This window comes from Candidatus Nanopelagicales bacterium (assembly GCA_030700225.1).
Classification (GTDB): domain Bacteria; phylum Actinomycetota; class Actinomycetes; order S36-B12.
In genome coordinates, this window is sequence record JAUYJT010000022.1 from 11614 (window position 1) to 29707 (window position 18094).

Annotated in this window: 23 protein-coding genes; 7 read left to right on the forward strand and 16 right to left on the reverse strand. The window is 64.6% G+C overall.

The annotated features are described in order from the left end of the window. Positions 1-158 precede the first annotated feature (158 nt). The 4 genes from Q8P38_03010 to Q8P38_03025 are packed head-to-tail and all read left to right on the forward strand — an operon-like array spanning position 159 to position 2209. The gene (locus Q8P38_03010; GenBank protein ID MDP4013581.1) at positions 159-1148 is read left to right on the forward strand and encodes a hypothetical protein; all 990 of its coding nucleotides are present in this window, start codon (positions 159-161) and stop codon (positions 1146-1148) included. Beyond that, positions 1108-1671 (forward strand): cob(I)yrinic acid a,c-diamide adenosyltransferase, encoded by a 564-nt coding sequence (locus Q8P38_03015; GenBank protein ID MDP4013582.1) that lies wholly within the window; start codon positions 1108-1110, stop codon positions 1669-1671. The genes Q8P38_03010 and Q8P38_03015 overlap by 41 nt, the downstream gene beginning before the upstream one ends. Positions 1672-1697: 26 nt before the next feature. After that, complete coding sequence (locus Q8P38_03020; GenBank protein ID MDP4013583.1) at positions 1698-1949, forward strand: type II toxin-antitoxin system Phd/YefM family antitoxin; 252 nt, start codon at positions 1698-1700, stop codon at positions 1947-1949. Next, positions 1946-2209: a type II toxin-antitoxin system RelE/ParE family toxin gene (locus tag Q8P38_03025; protein ID MDP4013584.1), complete on the forward strand. Its 264-nt coding sequence runs from the start codon at positions 1946-1948 to the stop codon at positions 2207-2209. Before Q8P38_03020 ends, Q8P38_03025 begins: the two co-directional genes overlap by 4 nt. 18 nt (positions 2210-2227) lie before the next feature. On the opposite strand, the gene Q8P38_03030 is transcribed toward Q8P38_03025, so the two are convergent. From Q8P38_03030 to Q8P38_03045, 4 genes are all read right to left on the reverse strand, one after another. After that, positions 2228-4555, reverse strand: coding sequence for a heavy metal translocating P-type ATPase (locus Q8P38_03030; protein ID MDP4013585.1), 2328 nt, complete (start codon positions 4553-4555; stop codon positions 2228-2230). A 95-nt stretch (positions 4556-4650) separates the two neighbouring features. After that, the gene (locus tag Q8P38_03035) at positions 4651-5223 is read right to left on the reverse strand and encodes a hypothetical protein (GenBank protein ID MDP4013586.1); all 573 of its coding nucleotides are present in this window, start codon (positions 5221-5223) and stop codon (positions 4651-4653) included. Next, positions 5220-5534 (reverse strand): helix-turn-helix transcriptional regulator, encoded by a 315-nt coding sequence (locus tag Q8P38_03040; GenBank protein ID MDP4013587.1) that lies wholly within the window; start codon positions 5532-5534, stop codon positions 5220-5222. Before Q8P38_03040 ends, Q8P38_03035 begins: the two co-directional genes overlap by 4 nt. Before the next feature lie 258 nt (positions 5535-5792). Further along, a complete protein-coding gene (locus Q8P38_03045; GenBank protein MDP4013588.1) occupies positions 5793-6212 on the reverse strand; it encodes a F0F1 ATP synthase subunit epsilon in 420 nt (139 codons plus the stop codon). 649 nt (positions 6213-6861) lie between these two features. On the opposite strand from Q8P38_03045, the gene Q8P38_03050 reads away from it, so the two are divergent. The 3 genes from Q8P38_03050 (at position 6862) to Q8P38_03060 (ending at position 8400) form a co-directional block, all read left to right on the forward strand. Further along, on the forward strand, positions 6862-7146 hold the full coding sequence (locus Q8P38_03050) for a hypothetical protein (protein MDP4013589.1): 285 nt from the start codon (positions 6862-6864) through the stop codon (positions 7144-7146). A gap of 70 nt (positions 7147-7216) precedes the next feature. Further along, positions 7217-8017: a hypothetical protein gene (locus Q8P38_03055; protein ID MDP4013590.1), complete on the forward strand. Its 801-nt coding sequence runs from the start codon at positions 7217-7219 to the stop codon at positions 8015-8017. Then, positions 8014-8400, forward strand: coding sequence for a hypothetical protein (locus tag Q8P38_03060; protein MDP4013591.1), 387 nt, complete (start codon positions 8014-8016; stop codon positions 8398-8400). The genes Q8P38_03055 and Q8P38_03060 overlap by 4 nt, the downstream gene beginning before the upstream one ends. Before the next feature lie 10 nt (positions 8401-8410). Here Q8P38_03060 and Q8P38_03065 read toward each other — a convergent pair whose 3' ends face one another. The 12 genes from Q8P38_03065 to glyA all read right to left on the reverse strand — a co-directional run. Continuing rightward, positions 8411-8815, reverse strand: a complete 405-nt coding sequence (locus Q8P38_03065; protein ID MDP4013592.1) for a F0F1 ATP synthase subunit epsilon — start codon at positions 8813-8815, stop codon at positions 8411-8413. Between the two features lies 1 nt (position 8816). After that, on the reverse strand, positions 8817-10286 hold the full coding sequence (atpD, locus tag Q8P38_03070) for a F0F1 ATP synthase subunit beta (protein MDP4013593.1): 1470 nt from the start codon (positions 10284-10286) through the stop codon (positions 8817-8819). Positions 10287-10296: 10 nt separating this feature from the next. Beyond that, positions 10297-11256, reverse strand: coding sequence for a F0F1 ATP synthase subunit gamma (locus Q8P38_03075; GenBank protein ID MDP4013594.1), 960 nt, complete (start codon positions 11254-11256; stop codon positions 10297-10299). A gap of 3 nt (positions 11257-11259) precedes the next feature. Then, a complete protein-coding gene (gene atpA / locus Q8P38_03080; protein MDP4013595.1) occupies positions 11260-12897 on the reverse strand; it encodes a F0F1 ATP synthase subunit alpha in 1638 nt (545 codons plus the stop codon). 38 nt (positions 12898-12935) lie between these two features. Then, complete coding sequence (locus Q8P38_03085; GenBank protein ID MDP4013596.1) at positions 12936-13745, reverse strand: F0F1 ATP synthase subunit delta; 810 nt, start codon at positions 13743-13745, stop codon at positions 12936-12938. Further along, a complete protein-coding gene (locus tag Q8P38_03090) occupies positions 13745-14314 on the reverse strand; it encodes a F0F1 ATP synthase subunit B (GenBank protein ID MDP4013597.1) in 570 nt (189 codons plus the stop codon). The genes Q8P38_03085 and Q8P38_03090 overlap by 1 nt, the downstream gene beginning before the upstream one ends. Positions 14315-14340: 26 nt before the next feature. Then, complete coding sequence (gene atpE, locus Q8P38_03095; GenBank protein ID MDP4013598.1) at positions 14341-14610, reverse strand: ATP synthase F0 subunit C; 270 nt, start codon at positions 14608-14610, stop codon at positions 14341-14343. A 51-nt stretch (positions 14611-14661) separates the two neighbouring features. After that, entirely contained in the window at positions 14662-15474 is an 813-nt protein-coding gene (gene atpB, locus Q8P38_03100; protein MDP4013599.1) for a F0F1 ATP synthase subunit A, read from the reverse strand. Further along, positions 15464-15790 carry a hypothetical protein gene (locus Q8P38_03105; protein ID MDP4013600.1) on the reverse strand — a complete coding sequence of 109 codons (327 nt, stop codon included), beginning with the start codon at positions 15788-15790 and terminating at the stop codon, positions 15464-15466. Before Q8P38_03105 ends, atpB begins: the two co-directional genes overlap by 11 nt. Before the next feature lie 81 nt (positions 15791-15871). Beyond that, positions 15872-16327 (reverse strand): hypothetical protein, encoded by a 456-nt coding sequence (locus Q8P38_03110; protein ID MDP4013601.1) that lies wholly within the window; start codon positions 16325-16327, stop codon positions 15872-15874. Between the two features lie 82 nt (positions 16328-16409). Beyond that, positions 16410-17528, reverse strand: coding sequence for an MraY family glycosyltransferase (locus Q8P38_03115; protein ID MDP4013602.1), 1119 nt, complete (start codon positions 17526-17528; stop codon positions 16410-16412). 4 nt (positions 17529-17532) lie between these two features. Then, on the reverse strand, positions 17533-18094 hold a 562-nt coding region (gene glyA / locus Q8P38_03120), incomplete at its 5' end, for a serine hydroxymethyltransferase (GenBank protein MDP4013603.1).

Genomic DNA, 18094 nt, shown 5'->3' on the forward strand with positions numbered 1-18094 from the left:
GGCCACTCGGTCGAATGCGACTCGGCCCATCGGCACCGCGCTCAACCGGACTCTCACCGACAACCCGGCGGTGCTCATTGACGGCCCCGGGCGGTCGGCGAGTCAACCACAGCTCCCGCTGGCACCGACACGCCACCAGGCCGTGAAAGAGTACGAGGGTGGGCCAGACAACTGCGAAGAAGCGGGAGTTCGCGGAAGCGGTGGTCCGCGAGCTGGCTACGCGATTCGCCGACCCGGTGAATGCCCTCGAGACCCACACACAGGATCCGACGGTCCAGATCGTTCGCGCGTGGGTGGACACGACCGGAAAGGGCCTGGCGATCCGCTTCACCTATCGCAGCTGCTGGCAGCCCGGCATGCTCCTCGGCTACCGGGTCCGCATTCGACGCAGCGACATGGGCTGCGACCCAGACGAGTTCGTCTACGACTGGATCATGGACCAGATTGACGAGCCCTTGGGCCGCTCCTACGACATCCTCGTCGAAGAGGACGGCGCTTCTTGGTGGGGCGCTGGCTACCCGAGCATCGACGAGCATCCGGCGCTGAAGCGATATGTCGGCAAGCACGGGTTCGATGGATGGTGCGATGCCTGGGAAGCTGGTGAGCCCAGCCCATTCGCCTTCAGTTCAACGGCCGAACTCAAGCTGGGCAGCACTGTCGACGAGATGACCGTCTTGGCGGATCATTCGGACAAGTCGCTGTCCATGATCCTCGACGCTGATGGCGTCCTCGTCCGCGAACGAAGAGCTGGAAAGCGTGACTGGTACCTGGAAGTGGGCCTTTCGGAGAGCGGGCCATGGTTCCCAGTCCCAGTTTGGCGAGCGGCCATCGAGGGAGAGCCGTTGCGCGAGTTTCCGATCCCGCATGATCAAGTGCGCTGGATTCTGGACAACCGGGAGTCGCTTCGTTCACAGATGGGGAACACCTCGCACGACGAGCTCGCCGAACGCCTTGCAGCGGTTCTGGACAGGCACGGCGGGGCTGAAGCATTCAGGCAGCGCTTCATCCTCGACAAGTTCCCGTTCCGCGTGGCTAGAGTGCCGCCTCCGTTCCCGAACGAATCGCACCCTGCGGCCCCAATCCCACCGCGATGGGCAACCATAGAGTGTGGTCAACCTGACGCGTATCTACACAAGAACCGGCGATGACGGCACTACCGCCCTTGGCGACTTCTCCCGCACCGACAAGAACGATGCGCGACTGCGGGCCTACGCCGATGTCGACGAGGCCAACGCCAGCCTGGGGGTAGCGCTGACTTTGGGCTCTCCGCCCCCGGACGTGGCAGCCGTTCTCGCCCGCGTCCAGAACGAGCTGTTCGATGTGGGCGCGGATCTGTGCACTCCCATCGCCGCTGATGACAAGCGCTTGAGGATCGGCCAGGCCTACATCGACCGCCTCGAGGCTGACTGCGATCGGTTCAACCAGGATCTGAAGCCATTGCGTTCGTTCGTCCTGCCCGGCGGAACCCCCGGAGGCGCTCTGCTCCATCAGGCGCGCACCGTCACCCGCCGCGCGGAGCGCCTTGCCTGGGTAGCCATCCGGGAGCACGGCGACAACGTCAACGCGACAACCGCCAAGTACCTGAACCGGCTGTCCGATCTGCTGTTCATCCTCGCCAGGTCGGTGAACCGGGGCCACGAAGTCGAATGGAAGCCCGGCGGGCAGCACTAGGGCGCCTGCAAGTGTACGATTCGTACATGACTGAAATGGCTGTGAGCGCTGCACGTGAGCACTTCGCCGAGCTCATTGAAGACGCCCGCCGCACGGGTGAGCCGGTGTATGTGACCAAACGCGGTCGCCGCGTGGCAGTCATCCTGGACCCGGACGAATACGCCCAGTTGCTCGCTGAGGCCGAAGATGCCACCGACCGCGCCGAACTCGAAGCTGCCCGAGCCGAAGACGACTTCATCCCGTGGGATCAGGTGAAGGCCGACCTCGGCCTCGCGTGAGCAGTCCCTACAGTGTCGAGGTCGCCCGACGCGCGGTCAAAGCCTTGGCCTCCCTGCCCCGCCGAGAGCAGCTGCGGATCCGCGCCGCGATCGATCTGCTGTCCGAGCATCCCAGGCCGCCGGGTTGCGTGGCCATAGTCGGGGAGGAGTTCACCTACCGCGTCCGGGTTGGCAGCTACCGCATCATCTACGAGGTGCGCGACGACGTCCTCCTGGTACGAGTCATCCGGATCGGACACCGGCGCGAGGTCTACCGCTAGGCCAACCCGGCGGCTGACTCAGGCAGCCTTCGGCAGGCGCAGTCTGCGCAGGAGCAAGGCGTTCACCGCCACGATCACGGTCGATCCGGACATCGAAAGCGCCGCCACCTCGGGCGTGAGTTCGATGCCCCACGGCGACAGAACACCCGCCGCTATCGGCAGAGCGATCAGGTTGTAGCCGACGGCCCAAGCGAGGTTCTGCCGCATCTTGCGGACGGTCCCCCGGCTGATCCGGATGGCCGTCGGCACGTCGAGGGGGTCTGAGCGCATGAGGATGACATCGGCGGTCTCGATGGCCACGTCGGTTCCCGCTCCGATGGCGATGCCGACATCCGCGAGGGCCAGCGCCGGAGCGTCATTCACGCCGTCGCCGACCATCGCGACCTTTCCCCCCTGCGCCTGCTGAGCGGTGATCACATCCGCCTTGTCGCTCGGGAGGACGTCTGCGATGACGTTGGTGACCCCGATCTGGGTCGCGATGTGATTGGCGGTAGCGGCGTTGTCTCCGGTCAGCATCACGCTGTCGACATTGAGGTCGAGCAAGTCCGTGACAGTGCTCGCCGCTGTTGGCCGAGGCGCATCGGCCACGGCGATCACGCCGGCGGCGTCACCGTCGACAGCGACGATCACAAGCGATCGCCCCCCTTCGGAAAGCCGGGCAGACGCATCGCGCAACGAGCCAAGGGCGACGTTGTCGCGCTCCATGAGCCGGATGTTCCCGACAGCGACGACGTGACCGTCCACTGTCGCCACAGCGCCGTGGCCGGGGATCGTCTCGTACCCAGTGACGGTCTCGGCCTCGACGCCGCGCGCGGTGGCGTAGTCAACGACGGCAGAAGCGATGGGGTGCTCGGACTGCCGTTCAACCGCCAGCGCGTACCGCAACAACTCATTCTCGGAGTACCCGTCGCCGGTGAGCACGTCCACGACTTCCGGGGTGCCCTTCGTCAGCGTCCCGGTCTTGTCCATTACGACTGTCCGCACAGTCGCCAGGTGCTCAAGAGCAACCGCGTCTTTGAACAGCACTCCGCGCTTCGCCCCCAGCCCCGTTCCGACCATGATGGCCATCGGTGTGGCCAGGCCTAGCGCGTCAGGGCACGTGACCACCACGACGGTGATGGCGTACAGGACCGCCACGTTCACCGTGGCTCCGCCGATCGAAGCCCAGAAGATGAACGTGGCAGCACCGCCGATAAGCGCGACCAGGACCAGCCAGAAGGCGGCGCGGTCAGCGAGCTTCTGCCCAGGAGCTTTGGAGTTCTGGGCCCGCTGGACCAACGCCACGATCTGGGCCAGAGCGGTGTCTCTGCCGACCTTCGTGGCCGTGACGCGCAGGGTGCCGTTCTTGTTGATCGTCGCGCCGATGACGTCGTCGCCCGCCTCCTTGTGCACGGGCAGGCTCTCCCCCGTCACCATCGACTCGTCGACTTCGCTGGACCCGTCGGTGGCCGTGCCGTCAACTGGGATCTTGGCACCTGGCCGTATGAGCAACTCGTCCCCAACGCGCACCTCGGACGTGGGCACTTCGACCGGTTCCCCGTCCCGCATGACTGTGGCCATCGGTGGGGTGAGGTTGAGCAGACTGCTGATCGCGGCGCTGGCCCCAGACCGGGCACGCATCTCGAGCCAGTGGCCGAGCATGACGAATGTTGACAGGACGACGACCGCCTCGTAGAACACGTCCTCGCTGCCGATAATCGTCATGCTCACCGAGTACAGCCAGCCGACCCCGACCGCGGTGGCCACCAAGACCATCATGTCGAGAGTCCTGGCCCGCAGCGCTTGCCAGGCCCCGGTGAAGAACATCCGGTCGGCGTAGAAGACGACGGGCAGGGACAGCAGCAGCGAGAACCAAGCGTCCGTTAGGCCGAACGGAGCTGCCACAGTCCAGCCGATGACGTCGCGCCCGATCATCGAGTACAGCGTGATAGGGACCGCGAGCACGGCGGCGATGATAAAGGAGTTGCGCATCGCCTTCACGTGGGCGGCCATGTCGTGCCCCGCGTGGTCGTGAACCCCTTCGTGCTCCTCGACGGCTTCGCCAGCGTGGTCGTGAGAATGGGGGTTCGTGTGCGCGCTCGGCGAGCACAAGTGACCGGGCAGCGACTCACCCGTACACCCGCATCCGCAGTGATGGATGGCGTCCCGCAGGTGCGGCAGGTCAGTTTGGGCCGGGTCGTAGGTGACCGTGGCTGTTTGCGTCGTCCAGTTGGCTTCGACCTCGATGACGCCGGGCTGCCGACGCAGCGTCGCGTCCACGACAGCCTGCGCTGACGGGCACGCGATGTCGTCGACCGTCAGGACGACCTGTTCAGGGACACCGGAGTGAGCGGCTGCTTCTGTCACACCCCAACCCTGGCAGAACCAGTTCGGCGCCCGGCGCGATCAGCGGAAGTAGCCGGCGTCTCTTGTCGCCGCAGAACGCCGGTGAGCACCCTGGCTCACCGGAGCAGATGCGGTGGCGGGGTTGGGTCGCTGACGGTGGGCAGTCCGTCAATCCGTTCGAGGCGGGGGTCGGGCTCGCCGATCAGATGGGCAAGGATCGCGCGGACGGCTACGACGTCAAGCTGGCCGACTGCGGCCATCGCTTCGAGGTCGGCCCAGTCCTTCGTGCGGTTGAAGAACGCCTTGAACACGGCTAGCGCTGTGCAACTCAGCACGGGAATCGAAGTGCCCGAAAACGGCACCTGCCGCGTCGTCGCGGCAACCTGGCGATAGAACTCATGGCTGCTGAAGAAAACGTCCACCGGCGTGTCGTCCCACCACAGCCGAGCCTGGGCACTGTCAGCGATCTGCTGCCGGTTCTGATCGGTGATCACGACCTCACGGGGGAAGGACGCCAAGGCCGCGTCAGCGGCGGAATGGTCGACGAAGATGTTGATGTCGAGATCCTGAGTCGCGCGTGGTTCACCGGTGCAGTACGCCAGCGCGATCGCGCCACCGAACGCGTGCGGCACACTCCCGGCGGCAAGGGCATCGTGGATAGCCAGCAGGCGATCCGCGAGGACGCTCATGGGTGACCCGCGCGCGCTGGTAATGGTGGGTAAGCCAGTTCGCCCCGTCGGCGCCTCGGCAGACGCTCGGCCAGGTCCAGTACTTCCGCGAGCACGCGGGCGTTACGTGCCAGGTTCAACCTCCGCCGAGGAACCACGGTGAGCCGCTGCCCGCAGGCCTCGGCAAGCCGGGCCAGGGCCGTTGCCCCTGGCTCGCGGCGACCGCGCTCGTAAGCGTTGATCACCGTCCTCGGAATCCCCGAGCGCCTGGCGAGCTCAGCCTGACTCAGCCCGGCTGCTATTCGCATCTCCGCGATGAGGTGGTTGCCCATGCCTCGACTGTAGCGTATTCGCGACACCCTGACACCCTGGCACCCTCAGTTACCCCGCCGAGCACGGGACTCACGTGACAACCGGATCTGCCCGCTTTGGTTGCTACCCGGCCGCGAATCGCGTTCTTAGCGACCAAAGCGGGCAGATCCGAGCAAGAAACGTGACAAAACGGACAGCCCTGGGGCTCTCCGCAACGCCAAGCCCGAGCCAGGTGGCCGAAGTGAAATTCGTGTGCAACAGGCTGTAGGCCGCGATCCCTACAGGTGCTCGCGGGTCTGCTGCCTCATGGCGATGTCTATGCGAGTCTCGGCCCGGTGCATGGCGGCGATCTCGTCTGGGTCGTCGGCGCCCGCCGCGATAGCCCTCTGCTTAGCGGCCTTCGCGCGCTCGACGTCGATCTCGTCGGCCGACTCGGCGGTCTCGGCCAGAATCGAGATCTTGTCGCTGTCCAGTGAGAAGAAACCTCCGTGCACGGCGAAAAGCAAGGGGCCGCCCTCCACCTGATCGATGCGCACTGGACCGTCCGCGATCAGCGCCAGCACCGGTTCGTGGCCCGGCAGTATCCCGATGTCCCCCTCCACCGTCTTCAGAACAACCGAAGTCGCGTCGCCCCGCCAGATAGGCCGGTCGACAACGGAGGTCGTCCCGGTCCTCGTGGATACTGCTGAAGGTGTCACCCCAAGCTATGTAGCCGCTGTGGACCCCGAGGAGGATCTCGATTACCTCGAGCCGCGAGCGCGACATCGGGTGGTTGGGCACCGCACCCGACGCAAAGGACCGCCAGTTCGAAACCGCTTCCTCCATTCCAGGCACGCGCCCGCTTTCGCGAGCACACTTGATGAGTCTCGGCGGGGCATTGACGCAGAGTCCCCTGAGTGTTACGTTTCAGCAGATTCTGACGAAGGGGGACCGTGCGGCGCAATAGGCATCTGGGAATAGCAGCCGTCGGGGCGGCAGTGTTGCTGCTTGGCGTGGGGGCGCCTGCCACCGCTGGCTGGGTGTCCAAAGCCTGCACCAACGAATTGCACTGCTACGGGCGGGTGCTGACTCGACCGTCGGGAATGACCGCTCTTGGGGCTACCGTCAATCCGTCCTGTCTCACGGCAGTGAAGGCATCCGCTGTCACTGACGAGATTTGGCTCGCGGGGGCTGACCTGTACTGGGTTGAGGTTGGCTTCGTCAACAAGACAGTAAGGAGTCAGGATCAATGGAATCCCCAACGGCCGCAGCGGATTCTGGGCAGACCAGCGTCCAATAGACGGGCGTTCACCGAAGCACTTCAACGGGCATGTACTCGTCCGCAAGCCGGGGATGAAGGCCCGCAGCTTGTCGATAATCCGGCAGGGCACGACAAGGTACCAGGTCTCCTTCGGCGGGGTTCTGGGCTACTCCACTGACAACACGATGAAGTCGCCGCTTCAGGGCGCTGTCGGGTCGGAGACCTTCTCAAAGAGCAACACGTCCATGGCGAAGTTCTCCGGCCTGAAGTACGCCGTCGGCGGGGGATGGATCTCCGGGCTACCGAATCGCTCCTACGACAGGGATTCTCCGCAGACATTCAAGTGGACCAACAAGCCGACGGTGGCAAGGGCAGGGATCCCATGTTCGTAGCGGGAGCATCCAACTGGGGGTCCCGCCTTCCCCCAAGGGGGACACCCCTACTTGCGGGGGAGAGGAAGCCGTGAAGAAGGGGAGAGCTACCGCTGCCGGGCTGGCGGTCGCAGCGGTGGCGGTCGCAGTCGTGGTGAACGGGGCCAGCGTGGCGGATGGCACAGGTGCCGCCCCGGCCGGTCAGGGCGTCGGGCCAGCCCAGGCGCGGGGACTGGGGCGGGCGGTCGCGGCGGCGATGTCGGTCGCGGCGGCGGACAACCCCTTCATGACAGCGAGCAAGGCCGAGAGGGCCGCGAACCGAGCGCGAACCAAGTGGCCGTCGAACGTGTCATCAGTGCGGATGGTTCCCCTACCAAGGAGTAGCGCGCTGGCTCAGATGGGCGAACCTGACGCCGTGGTCGGAGACGACCAGGAAATGGTCTTGTTCCAGATGGTCGGGGAGTTCTCGTTGCGCGTCTATCCTCACCCCCCGGACGTTGATGGAGCGCCCATCAACTCTCCGGTGCTTCTGCTGGCGATCGACCCGGACAGCGGCGACACATTGGACTTCAGCATGCGGCAGGAGCCGGTTTCGCTGAACGGAGACGTGTCGGTGCTCCTGAATCGCCGGACGTCACAGGTGTCCCTTGACACTGACCGGTCAAGGTCGAAGTTGAAGGTGGATGTTGATCCGGATAGGGCCAGGCGGGACTACAGCTTGACTATCTATCGCGTGCGCCACGGCAAGTGGAGAGTGTTCAAGAAGTTGACGACGACCGGCGCGCGCGATCTGGGCAAGGTCGACGCGCCGAAGGGGACCTACAGGGCGATCAGTCTGCCGGGAGCCAAACTAGCGGGTTCGTCCAGCGGCAACGTCAGGCTCCGGAAATGAGCGCGGCAATGGCGGCACTTCGCGGGGTGCGCAGCGGCATGATTGTCGCGTTGTTGGTGATGGCCGTCTCTGGGCTGATGCTGTCAGCGTGCGGCCAGGGGGAGGGATCAGGCACTCTGTCCGTTTCAGTGCTCGCTCCGGCTGGTCCCTTCGCGCCGGCCAAGAGCCGCGAGCCGTGGCCGATGGATGGGGAAACGATCACCGTGAACCGTGGCGACGAACAAGTGGCCTCGGGAGCGACTTCGGCGGACGGCACCGTCACTTTCAGCTTGCCGCCGGGTGAGTACACGGTCCGCGACAGCGGCGGCTGCGAAGACCCGAAGCCTGTACGAATCACGCAGGGCCAGGTGGCCGAAGTGAAATTCGTGTGCAACAGGCTGTAGGCCGCGATCCCTACAGGTGCTCGCGGGTCTGCTGCCTCATGGCGATGTCGATGCGAGTCTCGGCCCGGTGCATGGCGGCGATCTCGTCTGGGTCGTCGGCTCCGGCCGCGATAGCCCTCTGCTTAGCGGCCTTCGCGCGCTCGACGTCTATCTCGTCGGCCGACTCGGCGGTCTCGGCCAGAATCGAGATCTTGTCGCTGTCCAGTGAGAAGAAACCTCCGTGCACGGCGAAAAGCAAGGGGCCGCCCTCCACCGAATCGATGCGCACTGGACCGTCCGCCATCATCGCCAGCACCGGTTCGTGTCCCGGCAGGATCCCGATGTCCCCCTCCACCGTCTTCAGAACAATCGAAGTCGCACCGCCGCGCCAGATCGGCCGGTCCACAGCGACTATCGAGACTTTCAGCTCAGCCATCTCACGCCTTCTTCAACTCCGCCGCCTTGCGCTCGACGTCCTCGATCCCACCGCACATGAAGAACGCCTGCTCAGGGATATGGTCGTATTCGCCGTCCACCAGTGACTGGAAGGCCTTGACGGTGTCGGCAACGGACACGAACGCCCCCGGCTCACCTGTGAAGGCCTCCGCGACGAACATGTTCTGCGACAAGAACCGCTGGATCCGCCGGGCGCGGTTCACAAGGATCTTGTCCTCTTCGCTCAGCTCGTCGATTCCGAGGATGGCGATGATGTCCTGCAGGTCCTTGTACCGCTGGAGGATCTCCTTGACCCGGGCCGCGACCGCGTAGTGCTGCTCCCCGATGTACCGGGCGTCCAAGATCCTTGACGTCGAGTCGAGCGGATCCACCGCTGGGTAGATCCCCAACTCCGAGATCGGCCTGGACAGCACGGTCGTCGCGTCCAAGTGAGCGAATGTCGTGGCCGGAGCGGGGTCGGTCAGGTCATCGGCTGGCACGTAGATGGCCTGCAGCGAGGTGATTGAGTGACCGCGCGTGGACGTGATGCGCTCCTGCAACTGGCCCATCTCGTCCGCGAGAGTCGGCTGGTAACCAACGGCCGACGGCATCCGGCCAAGCAGTGTCGATACTTCCGACCCCGCCTGGGTGAAGCGGAAGATGTTGTCGATGAACAGCAGAACGTCCTGCTTCTGCGCGTCACGGAAGTACTCGGCCATCGTCAATGCCGACAGGGCGACCCGCAGACGAGTGCCGGGGGGCTCGTCCATCTGCCCGAAAACCAGGGCGGTCTTGGAGATGACGCCGGACTCGGTCATCTCCAGGAACAGGTCATTTCCCTCACGAGTCCGCTCCCCCACCCCGGCGAAGACGGACACGCCACCGAAGTTCTCGGCGACACGGTAGATCATTTCCTGGATCAGCACCGTCTTGCCCACCCCGGCGCCACCGAACAGTCCGATCTTGCCGCCCTTGACATAGGGGGTGAGGAGGTCGACGACCTTGATGCCGGTCTCGAAGACTTCAGTCTTGGATTCCAACTGGTCGAACGGTGGCGGCTGCCTGTGGATCCCCCAACGTGTTGAGACGTCCAGCGACGATTCGGGCACGTCGAGCGGCTTGCCAAGGGTGTCCCACACATGCCCTTTCGTCACGTCACCGACAGGCACCGTAATGGAATCGCCTGTGTCTCTGACCTCCACGCCGCGGACGAGTCCGTCCGTGGGTTGCATGGAGATCGCGCGCACCATGTTGTCCCCGATGTGCTGCGCGACTTCAAGGGTCAAGGTATGCGACTCCTGCCCCTCCTCCTTGACGTCACCGGCGAACGTGATGTCAACGTGGAGGGCGTTGAACAGCTCGGGCATGGACTCCAGAGGGAACTCGACGTCCACCACTGGGCCGGTGACCCGGGCGACGCGTCCTACGCCACCGGACTTGGATTCGGGTGTCTGCTCAGCTACCGCGGTCATGGCGAGCTCCTCAGCTTCCTGCGTTGGCGGAAGCCAGCGCGTCGGCTCCGCCGACTATCTCGCTGATCTCCTGGGTTATCTCGGACTGGCGGGCCTGGTTGGCCAGCCGCGTGAAGGTCTTGATGAGTTCCTCGGCGTTATCTGTCGCCGACTTACACGCCCTGCGCCGAGCGGCGTGCTCGGATGCCGCAGACATGAGCAGCGCCGTGTACACAGCGCTCTCCACGTACTTCGGCAGCAGTTCGTCGAGCACTTCGTTGGCACCTGGCTCGAAGTCATACAGCGGGAACGTCGGGACGTTCTGCCCCGGCTCGTTGTCAGCCCGGCCCAAAGCCGCGGACGATATGTCGACTTCCTCTTCCACGACCTCCAGCGGCAGCAAGCGCCGGACCCGCGCGTTCTGACTAACCATGCTCGTGAAATGCGTGTAGATGATGTGGATTTCGTCGGCGCCGCCGTCCTCGGTGCGTGTCAGGAATCGGTCCAGCAGTGCGTGTGCGATCTCCTTGGCGTGCGCGAAATCCGGCTGATCAGTGAACCCGACCCACTCACCGCCAACCTCGCGTTCGCGGAACTTGAAGTACGACACGCCCTTGCGTCCAACGACATACGGGACGACTTCCTTGAAACCGCGTTCGTCCATGAGATGCCGGGTCAGCGCCTCGCCCTCCCGCAGGGCGTTCACTGAGTAGGCGCCGGCCAGCCCCCGGTCAGCCGTGATTACCAGGTAGATCGCCCGATACTCCAGCCGAGCCTTGGCCGTGAGTGGGTGCTTCTCCACTCCGGTGGCGTGACTGGCCGTGGCGGAGATCGCCGCGAACAGCTGCACAAGGTAGGGCACGGCGTTGGCCAGTCTGCGCTGAGCCCGGACGATCCGGGACGAGGCGATCATCTCCATCGCCTTGGTGATCTTCTTCGTGGACTGTACCGATCGGATCTTCCGCCGGTAGACACGCAGCTGAGCGCCCACGAGTCAGGCCTTCCGCACCTTGCGCGTGATCTGCGCCCTGTCGATGTCCTCCGGCGCGATCGCCTCCACATCCTCCTCGCGGCCGAGGATGGTCCCCTCGCACGTGCGGAACTGCAGCTTGAATTCCCTCACCGCCGCTACCAGACCCGCCTCTGTGTCGTCATCGAGGTTCCCACTGTCGCGGATCGCGGACATCAGGTCCGCGTGATCCCTCCTCAGGAAGTCGAGAAGTTCCTTCTCGAACCTGCCGATGTCGGCTAGCGGCACCTCATCGATCTGTCCGGTTGTTCCCGACCACACCGACACGATGGACTCTTCCATCGGGAATGGCTTGTACTGCGGCTGCTTCAGCAGCTCCACAAGTCTCGAACCTCGCTCCAGCTGTGCCTTTGAAGCCGCGTCCAGGTCCGATCCGAAAGCCGCGAACGCCTCCAGCTCCCGGAACTGCGCGAGGTCCAGCCGCAGCCGGCCCGCGACCTTCTTCATGCCCTTCGGCTGCGCCGCGCCGCCGACGCGGGACACCGAGATTCCGACGTTGATGGCCGGCCGCACGCCCGAGTTGAACAGGTCCGACTCCAGGAAGCACTGACCATCGGTGATGGAGATGACGTTCGTTGGAATGTACGCGGAGACGTCATTGGCCTTTGTCTCGATGATGGGCAGCCCTGTCATCGAACCGCCGCCCAACTCGTCACTGAGCTTGGCACAGCGCTCCAGGAGCCTGGAGTGCAAGTAGAAGACGTCCCCTGGGTACGCCTCACGACCGGGCGGACGGCGCAGCAACAGGGACACGGCGCGGTACGCCTCAGCCTGCTTCGACAAGTCATCGAAGATGATCAGCACGTGCTTGCCCTCATACATCCAGTGCTGGCCGATCGCCGAGCCGGTGTATGGAGCCAGGTACTTGTAGCCAGCGGGGTCGGAAGCGACGGCCGCGACGATCGTCGTGTACTCCATCGCGCCGTATTCCTCGAGCGCCCCTTTCACAGCCGCTACGGTCGACCCCTTCTGGCCGATCGCGACGTAGATGCACCGCACCTGCTTCTGCGGATCACCCGATTCCCAGTTCTTGCGCTGGTTGATGATCGTGTCCAAGCACACGGCGGTCTTGCCGGTCTGCCGGTCACCGATGATCAGCTGGCGCTGGCCGCGCCCGATGGCCGTCATGGCGTCCACAGCCTTGATGCCGGTGAGAAGGGGCTCCTTCACCGGCTGCCTCTCAACGACGGAGGGCGCCTGGACTTCGAGAGCCCTTCGCCCCGTGCTCTTGATCTCGCCCAGGCCGTCGATCGGCGACCCGAGCGGGTCGACAACGCGGCCCAGGAACCCATCGCCGACGGGCACGCTGAGAACCTCTCCGGTGCGGCGGACTTCCTGGCCCTCCTCGATCTTGGAACCGTCTCCAAGCAGCACGGTGCCGATCTCGCGCAGGTCCAGGTTCAGGGCCAGCCCCATCAAGCCGCCCTTGAACTCCAGCAGCTCGCTGGTCATAGCCGAGTGAAGGCCCTCGACGCGCGCGATCCCGTCGCCGGTCTCCAGCACGCGGCCCACCTCATCGCGGGTGTTGGCTGCCTCGAACGACTCAACATTGCGTTCGATCGCATTCCGGATCTCCTCCGGTTGGATCGTCAACTCAGTCATCGTGACTCGCTTTCTCGCTTCGCGCTCTAGCGCAGGTGTTAGCCGGAAACCCGGCGCCGGGCGTTTTCCAATCGAGTGGCAATGCTTCCGTCGATGACCTCGTCACCGATCTGGACCGATAGACCTCCGACCAGCGACGGCCGGATCTGGACATTGACGACCACGGGGTGGGAGTAGATCCGCTCCAGGGCTGCCGCCAGCCGACTGCCCTGTTCACCTGTCAGCGGCCGTGCCGACGTCACTACCGCGACAAGCTTGCCGCGCCGATGAGCCGCGGCAGCGGTCAAAGCGTCGATGGCCTGGCCCAGGCGGCGTCCCCGCAGATGAGCCGCGACGAACGACAGCAGATCCACCGTGGTCCCGGTGGCCTTGCCGGACAGGATGTCGACCAGAATCCCCCGCTTCGCCGATCCGGGCAGGGCGTGGGACGACAGGGCCAGCTGCAGGTCGCCGTCCACTACAACGATGCGCCCGAAGCGGAAAAGCTCCTCCTCCACCCGGTCCAGTTCGTCGCGGTGCTCGGCCGCCCCGAACAGCGCTTGGGCGCCCGCGAACTCGACCGCGTCTACCAGATCGGATTCGCTCGACCACCGCGACGCGACGATCGTCCCGACTAGTTCATCAGCCAGCGCGCACACCCGCGTAGCGAGCATCTGCGATGCCAGGCTGCGCCGCTCCTGGGCAGGGCGGCCGGCATCAGAGAGTGCCCTGCGCAAAGTGATTTCCCGACCTAGAAGGTCAGCGACGTCGAGCAGGTCCTTGCCGGCGCGCTCCAGGTCCGGATCATCGAACTTGGCGTCGACGGCCTCCTGAACCACTGCGATAGACGCCCGCGAGCTTCCGATCATCAGCGTTGACCAGACTCCGTGGCCACTCGTTCCAGCTCCGCGATGAACCGGTCGACAACAGCATTGGCCCGCTTGTCGTCCTGCATCGCCTCACCCACGATCCGGCCAGCCAGGTCAACGGCCATGCCGCCAACGTCGCGGCGCAAGGCCGCCAGTGTCTGAGTCCGCTCGGCACCCAGTTGAGCTTCTGCCCTGGCTGCGATCGCGGCGCGCTCGACTTCGGCTTGAGCCTTGGCGTCACCAACGATCTGGCGTCCGTCAGATTCGGCCTTGGCGCGTATCCCGGCCGCTTCGTCATGGGCGCCGGCGATCTTGTTCTGGTACTGATCGAGCATGCCCTTGGCGGCTGTCTCCGCCTCCTCGGCCCTCTTGAGCCCACCCTCGATCGCATCCGTCCGCTTCTTCAGGGCCTCGGAGATGCTAGGCAAGGCGAACTTGGCCAGGACGCCGAAGACGATCAGGAAAGCGGCCATTCCAACAATGAACTCGTCCATGGGCACGCCGAGGACGTTCGGTGGCGGAGCTGATCCCTCGGATGACGCCAGAACGACGGCTGAGATTGACAACACGTGGATTTCCTAGGCTTCCAGATCGGTCACTTGCCGAAGACGAACGGCACGACGAACCCAATGAGCGCCAGCGCCTCGGCCAACGCGAAACCGAGCAGCATGTTCTGCCGGATCACGCCGTAGGCCTCAGGTTGCCGCGCGATCGCCTGCACGCCTTGACCGAAGATGATCCCGATGCCGACGCCCGGGCCTATAGCGGCCAGACCGTAGCCGAGCGATCCGATGGAGCCTGTGAGCTCCGCGAGCAAAGTCATTGTCTTGCCTTCCTGCCTGCCGACGGTAGCTCCGCCGGTCACGTTCCCTAAGTCCTTGTCTATTCAGCTTCTATTCAGTTTTCGCTTGGCCGATCAGTGCTCCGCTTCCAGAGCGCCCGCGATGTACACGGCCGTCAGCAGAGTGAAGATGTACGCCTGCAGACCCTGGATCAGCAGCTCGAACGCCGTCACGGCGATGGTCATCGCGAACGAGGCGATTGACCCAACGATCCCGATCACCGAGGAACTGAACAAGTACCACGTGGCCACAGTGAATGTGGCGAGCAACAGGTGCCCGGCGAACATGTTCGCGAACAGACGGATGCAGTGCGTGAAAGGTCGCACGAGGAGGTTCGAGATGAACTCGATCGGCGCCAAGATTCCGTACAACCACTTGGGTAGCCCAGGCGGGAACATCATGTTCTTGAAGAAGCCGAGTGGCCCTTGCTTCATCATGCCCAACGGCACCCACGTCACATACACGATCACCGCGAAGGCCACCGGATACGCCAGTACCGACGTGACCGGGAATTGGATACCTGGGACAACTTCGAGGAAGTTCAGCATCCAGATCATGAAGAACGCGGTGAACAGCAGCGGAACGTACTTCTCGCCCGCCTTGCCGATCACATCGCGCGCGATTCCGTCCCGTATGAACGTATAGCCCAACTCAGCGACGTTCTGGACCCCTCGCGGGACAATCTTCGGCTTGCGGAAAGCGAAGAGGAAGAACGCCATCAGCAAGATCGAACACGCCGTCAGCAGGATCATCGGCTTGTCGAAGTCAATGGGGCCGACGGTGAATATCGGCGCGAACTGGAACTCCTCTACCCCCGGTGCGGGAAAGCCGCACCCAGACGGCTGCAAGTGGCAACCCCATGCGGAGAACGGAACCCTAACCGCCATTCGACTGCCTCGCCTCGCGCACTCGCACGCGCGTCATCCGCTGCGACCAAGACACCGTGGATCCCGGCTGGTTCACAACGAGCGGACCGTCATCCATCGCGGCGACCTTCAAGTAGGACGCATACATCGCCACCACTAGCCCGATCACCGACCCGACCGCCACACCGACACTGGCCGACCCGAGCCATTGGCCAACAAGCCACCCGAGAGCACCGTAGAGAAGTAGTCCAGTGATCATCCGGCTCATGATCGACCAGGCCTCATTCCCTGTGGCGCGCGCGTCCCCGGTGGGCCATGGATTGTTCGATCGGGGCACGGCGCGACGATACCAAGGCGAGCGCGAACGCCGGTTCGCGGGTCAAGGCCACGTCATCACCCGCATGGCGGTCGAGGAGCCCTATCGACGGGTTGCGTCAGCCCCTCGTCTAGGCGGCGTAACCGCGAACCCCGGTGCCGGATTGTCCGGGTCCACGTAGAGGGTCTTCAGGCGTGAGAATGCCCACAGCTCAAGGCATGTCCATGCCAGCGTGCAGACCAGGATTGCCAGGGCGAACGCCTTCGTATTCATGAATGTGGCGTCAGCCAGCAGAATGAGCAGCGCGAGCAGAACCCCGACCTTGATCAAGTAGAGCATCATTGCGGCCGTCAGCCCCATCGTCGGGTTCGTCCTGAGCACAGACCCGAGCACGATTTGCCCTGCCGTGAAGAAGACGAGCACGACACCAACGCCGCTCAACGCGGCCACAGTCGCTGACGTCCCGGCGATCACTCCACTCGCGATCGAGACTGAGATCCCGACTGCGGCGACCGGCAGCGCGACCTTGCGCATGATCGTGGAGTTGAGTTGCTCCACCTGTGTACCCCCAGCTCCTGACGATTCCCCGGCCGCTAGGTTACCACCCGCCAGATGAAGTGGAACTTGATCAAGATCCGGGTCAGGACGCCCGGTTCACGCGCTCCCCCTCGCTCAACCAGCGGCCTGAAGGTCTGCGTAGGACCACTACGACGATTGCCAGCACTAGTAGTCCGCCTCCAAGCGCAACGGGCACTGGGACGAACACAAGCGCCACAACGGTCCCGGCGACGCTCCCCGCCCAGCCGTAGATGAGCAGCACGGCCCGGCGCTGGGAATGACCCATCTGGAGGATCCGATGATGTAGATGCTGCTTGTCCGCTGAGAGAGGAGACCGGCCAGCCCACGTGCGGCGCGTCACGGCCAAAGCCAGGTCGAGTATCGGGACGGCAAGAACAGCGACGGGGACCAGTAGCGGCAGCAGCGCGGGCAGGAAGGTCGCCGACCCAACCGCGTTCGGGTCGACCTGGCCGACCAGCGTGACCGTGCTTGTGGCCAGGACGAGCCCGAGAAGCATCGAACCGGTATCGCCCATGAATACGCGCGCGCGGTAGAAGTTGTGAGGCAAGAAGCCTAGGCACGCGCCCACTAGGGCTGCCGAGGCGAGCGTGGACAAAGTCGCGCGCTCGAATCCGTGACCGACGCTGAGAAGATAGGAGTAGGCGAAGAATCCCGCTGCGGCGATCGCGGCGATTCCGGCCGCGAGTCCGTCCAAGCCGTCGACGAAGTTGATCGCATTCACCGTCAAGACAACGATGAACACGGTCACCAGGACGCTGCTCAGCGGATCAAGAACGAACACGCCCCCAATCGGCAGCCACGACAACGATATTCCCCCATAGGCGATCACACCGCCCGCCAGTACCTGTCCGGCCAACTTGGTGATCGCGTCCAGTCCGTAGCGGTCGTCGACCATACCGACGACCACGAGGACGAGCATCCCCGCTATCAGGGCCGCAGCTGTGTTCGGGCCCTGGGTGAACACCTGGCGCATCAGCGGCAACTGGCTGGCGACCAGCAACGCGACCAGCAGCCCGGCGAAGATACCCAACCCACCGAGCCTTGGAGTTGGCTGCGAATGCACATCGCGGTCGCGCACCTCGGCCAAGGCCCCCCAGCGTATTGCCAAGTCACGCGCGAACGGAGTCACCAGGTACGTCGCCGCAGCCGCGGCGACCAGGCAGAGAAGGTACTCTCGCACGCCTTCAGTCTCGCGGGTAGGCAGGGAACGCGGACACCAATGTCCTGACTTCGGTCGCTATCAAGTCCGCTTCACGGCCTCTGCCATCGCGGATGGCCCGGCCCATCAGCATCCCGACGCTCTTCATCTCTTCCGGCGCCATCCCCTGAGTAGTGACTGACGGCGTTCCGACCCGAATCCCGCTCGCCACGGCAGGCGGCTGCGGATCGAACGGAATCGTGTTCTTGTTCAGCGAGATCCCAGCGGCCTCGCAACGCTCCTCCGCCTCCGCGCCGGTGACCCCGAGCGGGCGCAGGTCGATGAGCGACAAGTGGTTGTCCGTGCCTCCAGAGACCGCCCGCATGCCCTCGGCCACCAGCGCCTCGGTCAGCGCCCGCGAGTTCGCTATGACGCGGCCCGCGTACTCCCTGTACTCCGGCTGGGCAGCCTCACGCAAGGCCACAGCCTTAGCGGCCACAGCGTGCATCAAAGGCCCGCCCTGCATCATCGGGAAGACCGCCTTGTCGATCGCTTTCGCGTGCTCGGCACGGCACAGGATCATGCCGCCCCGCGGTCCGCGCAAGACT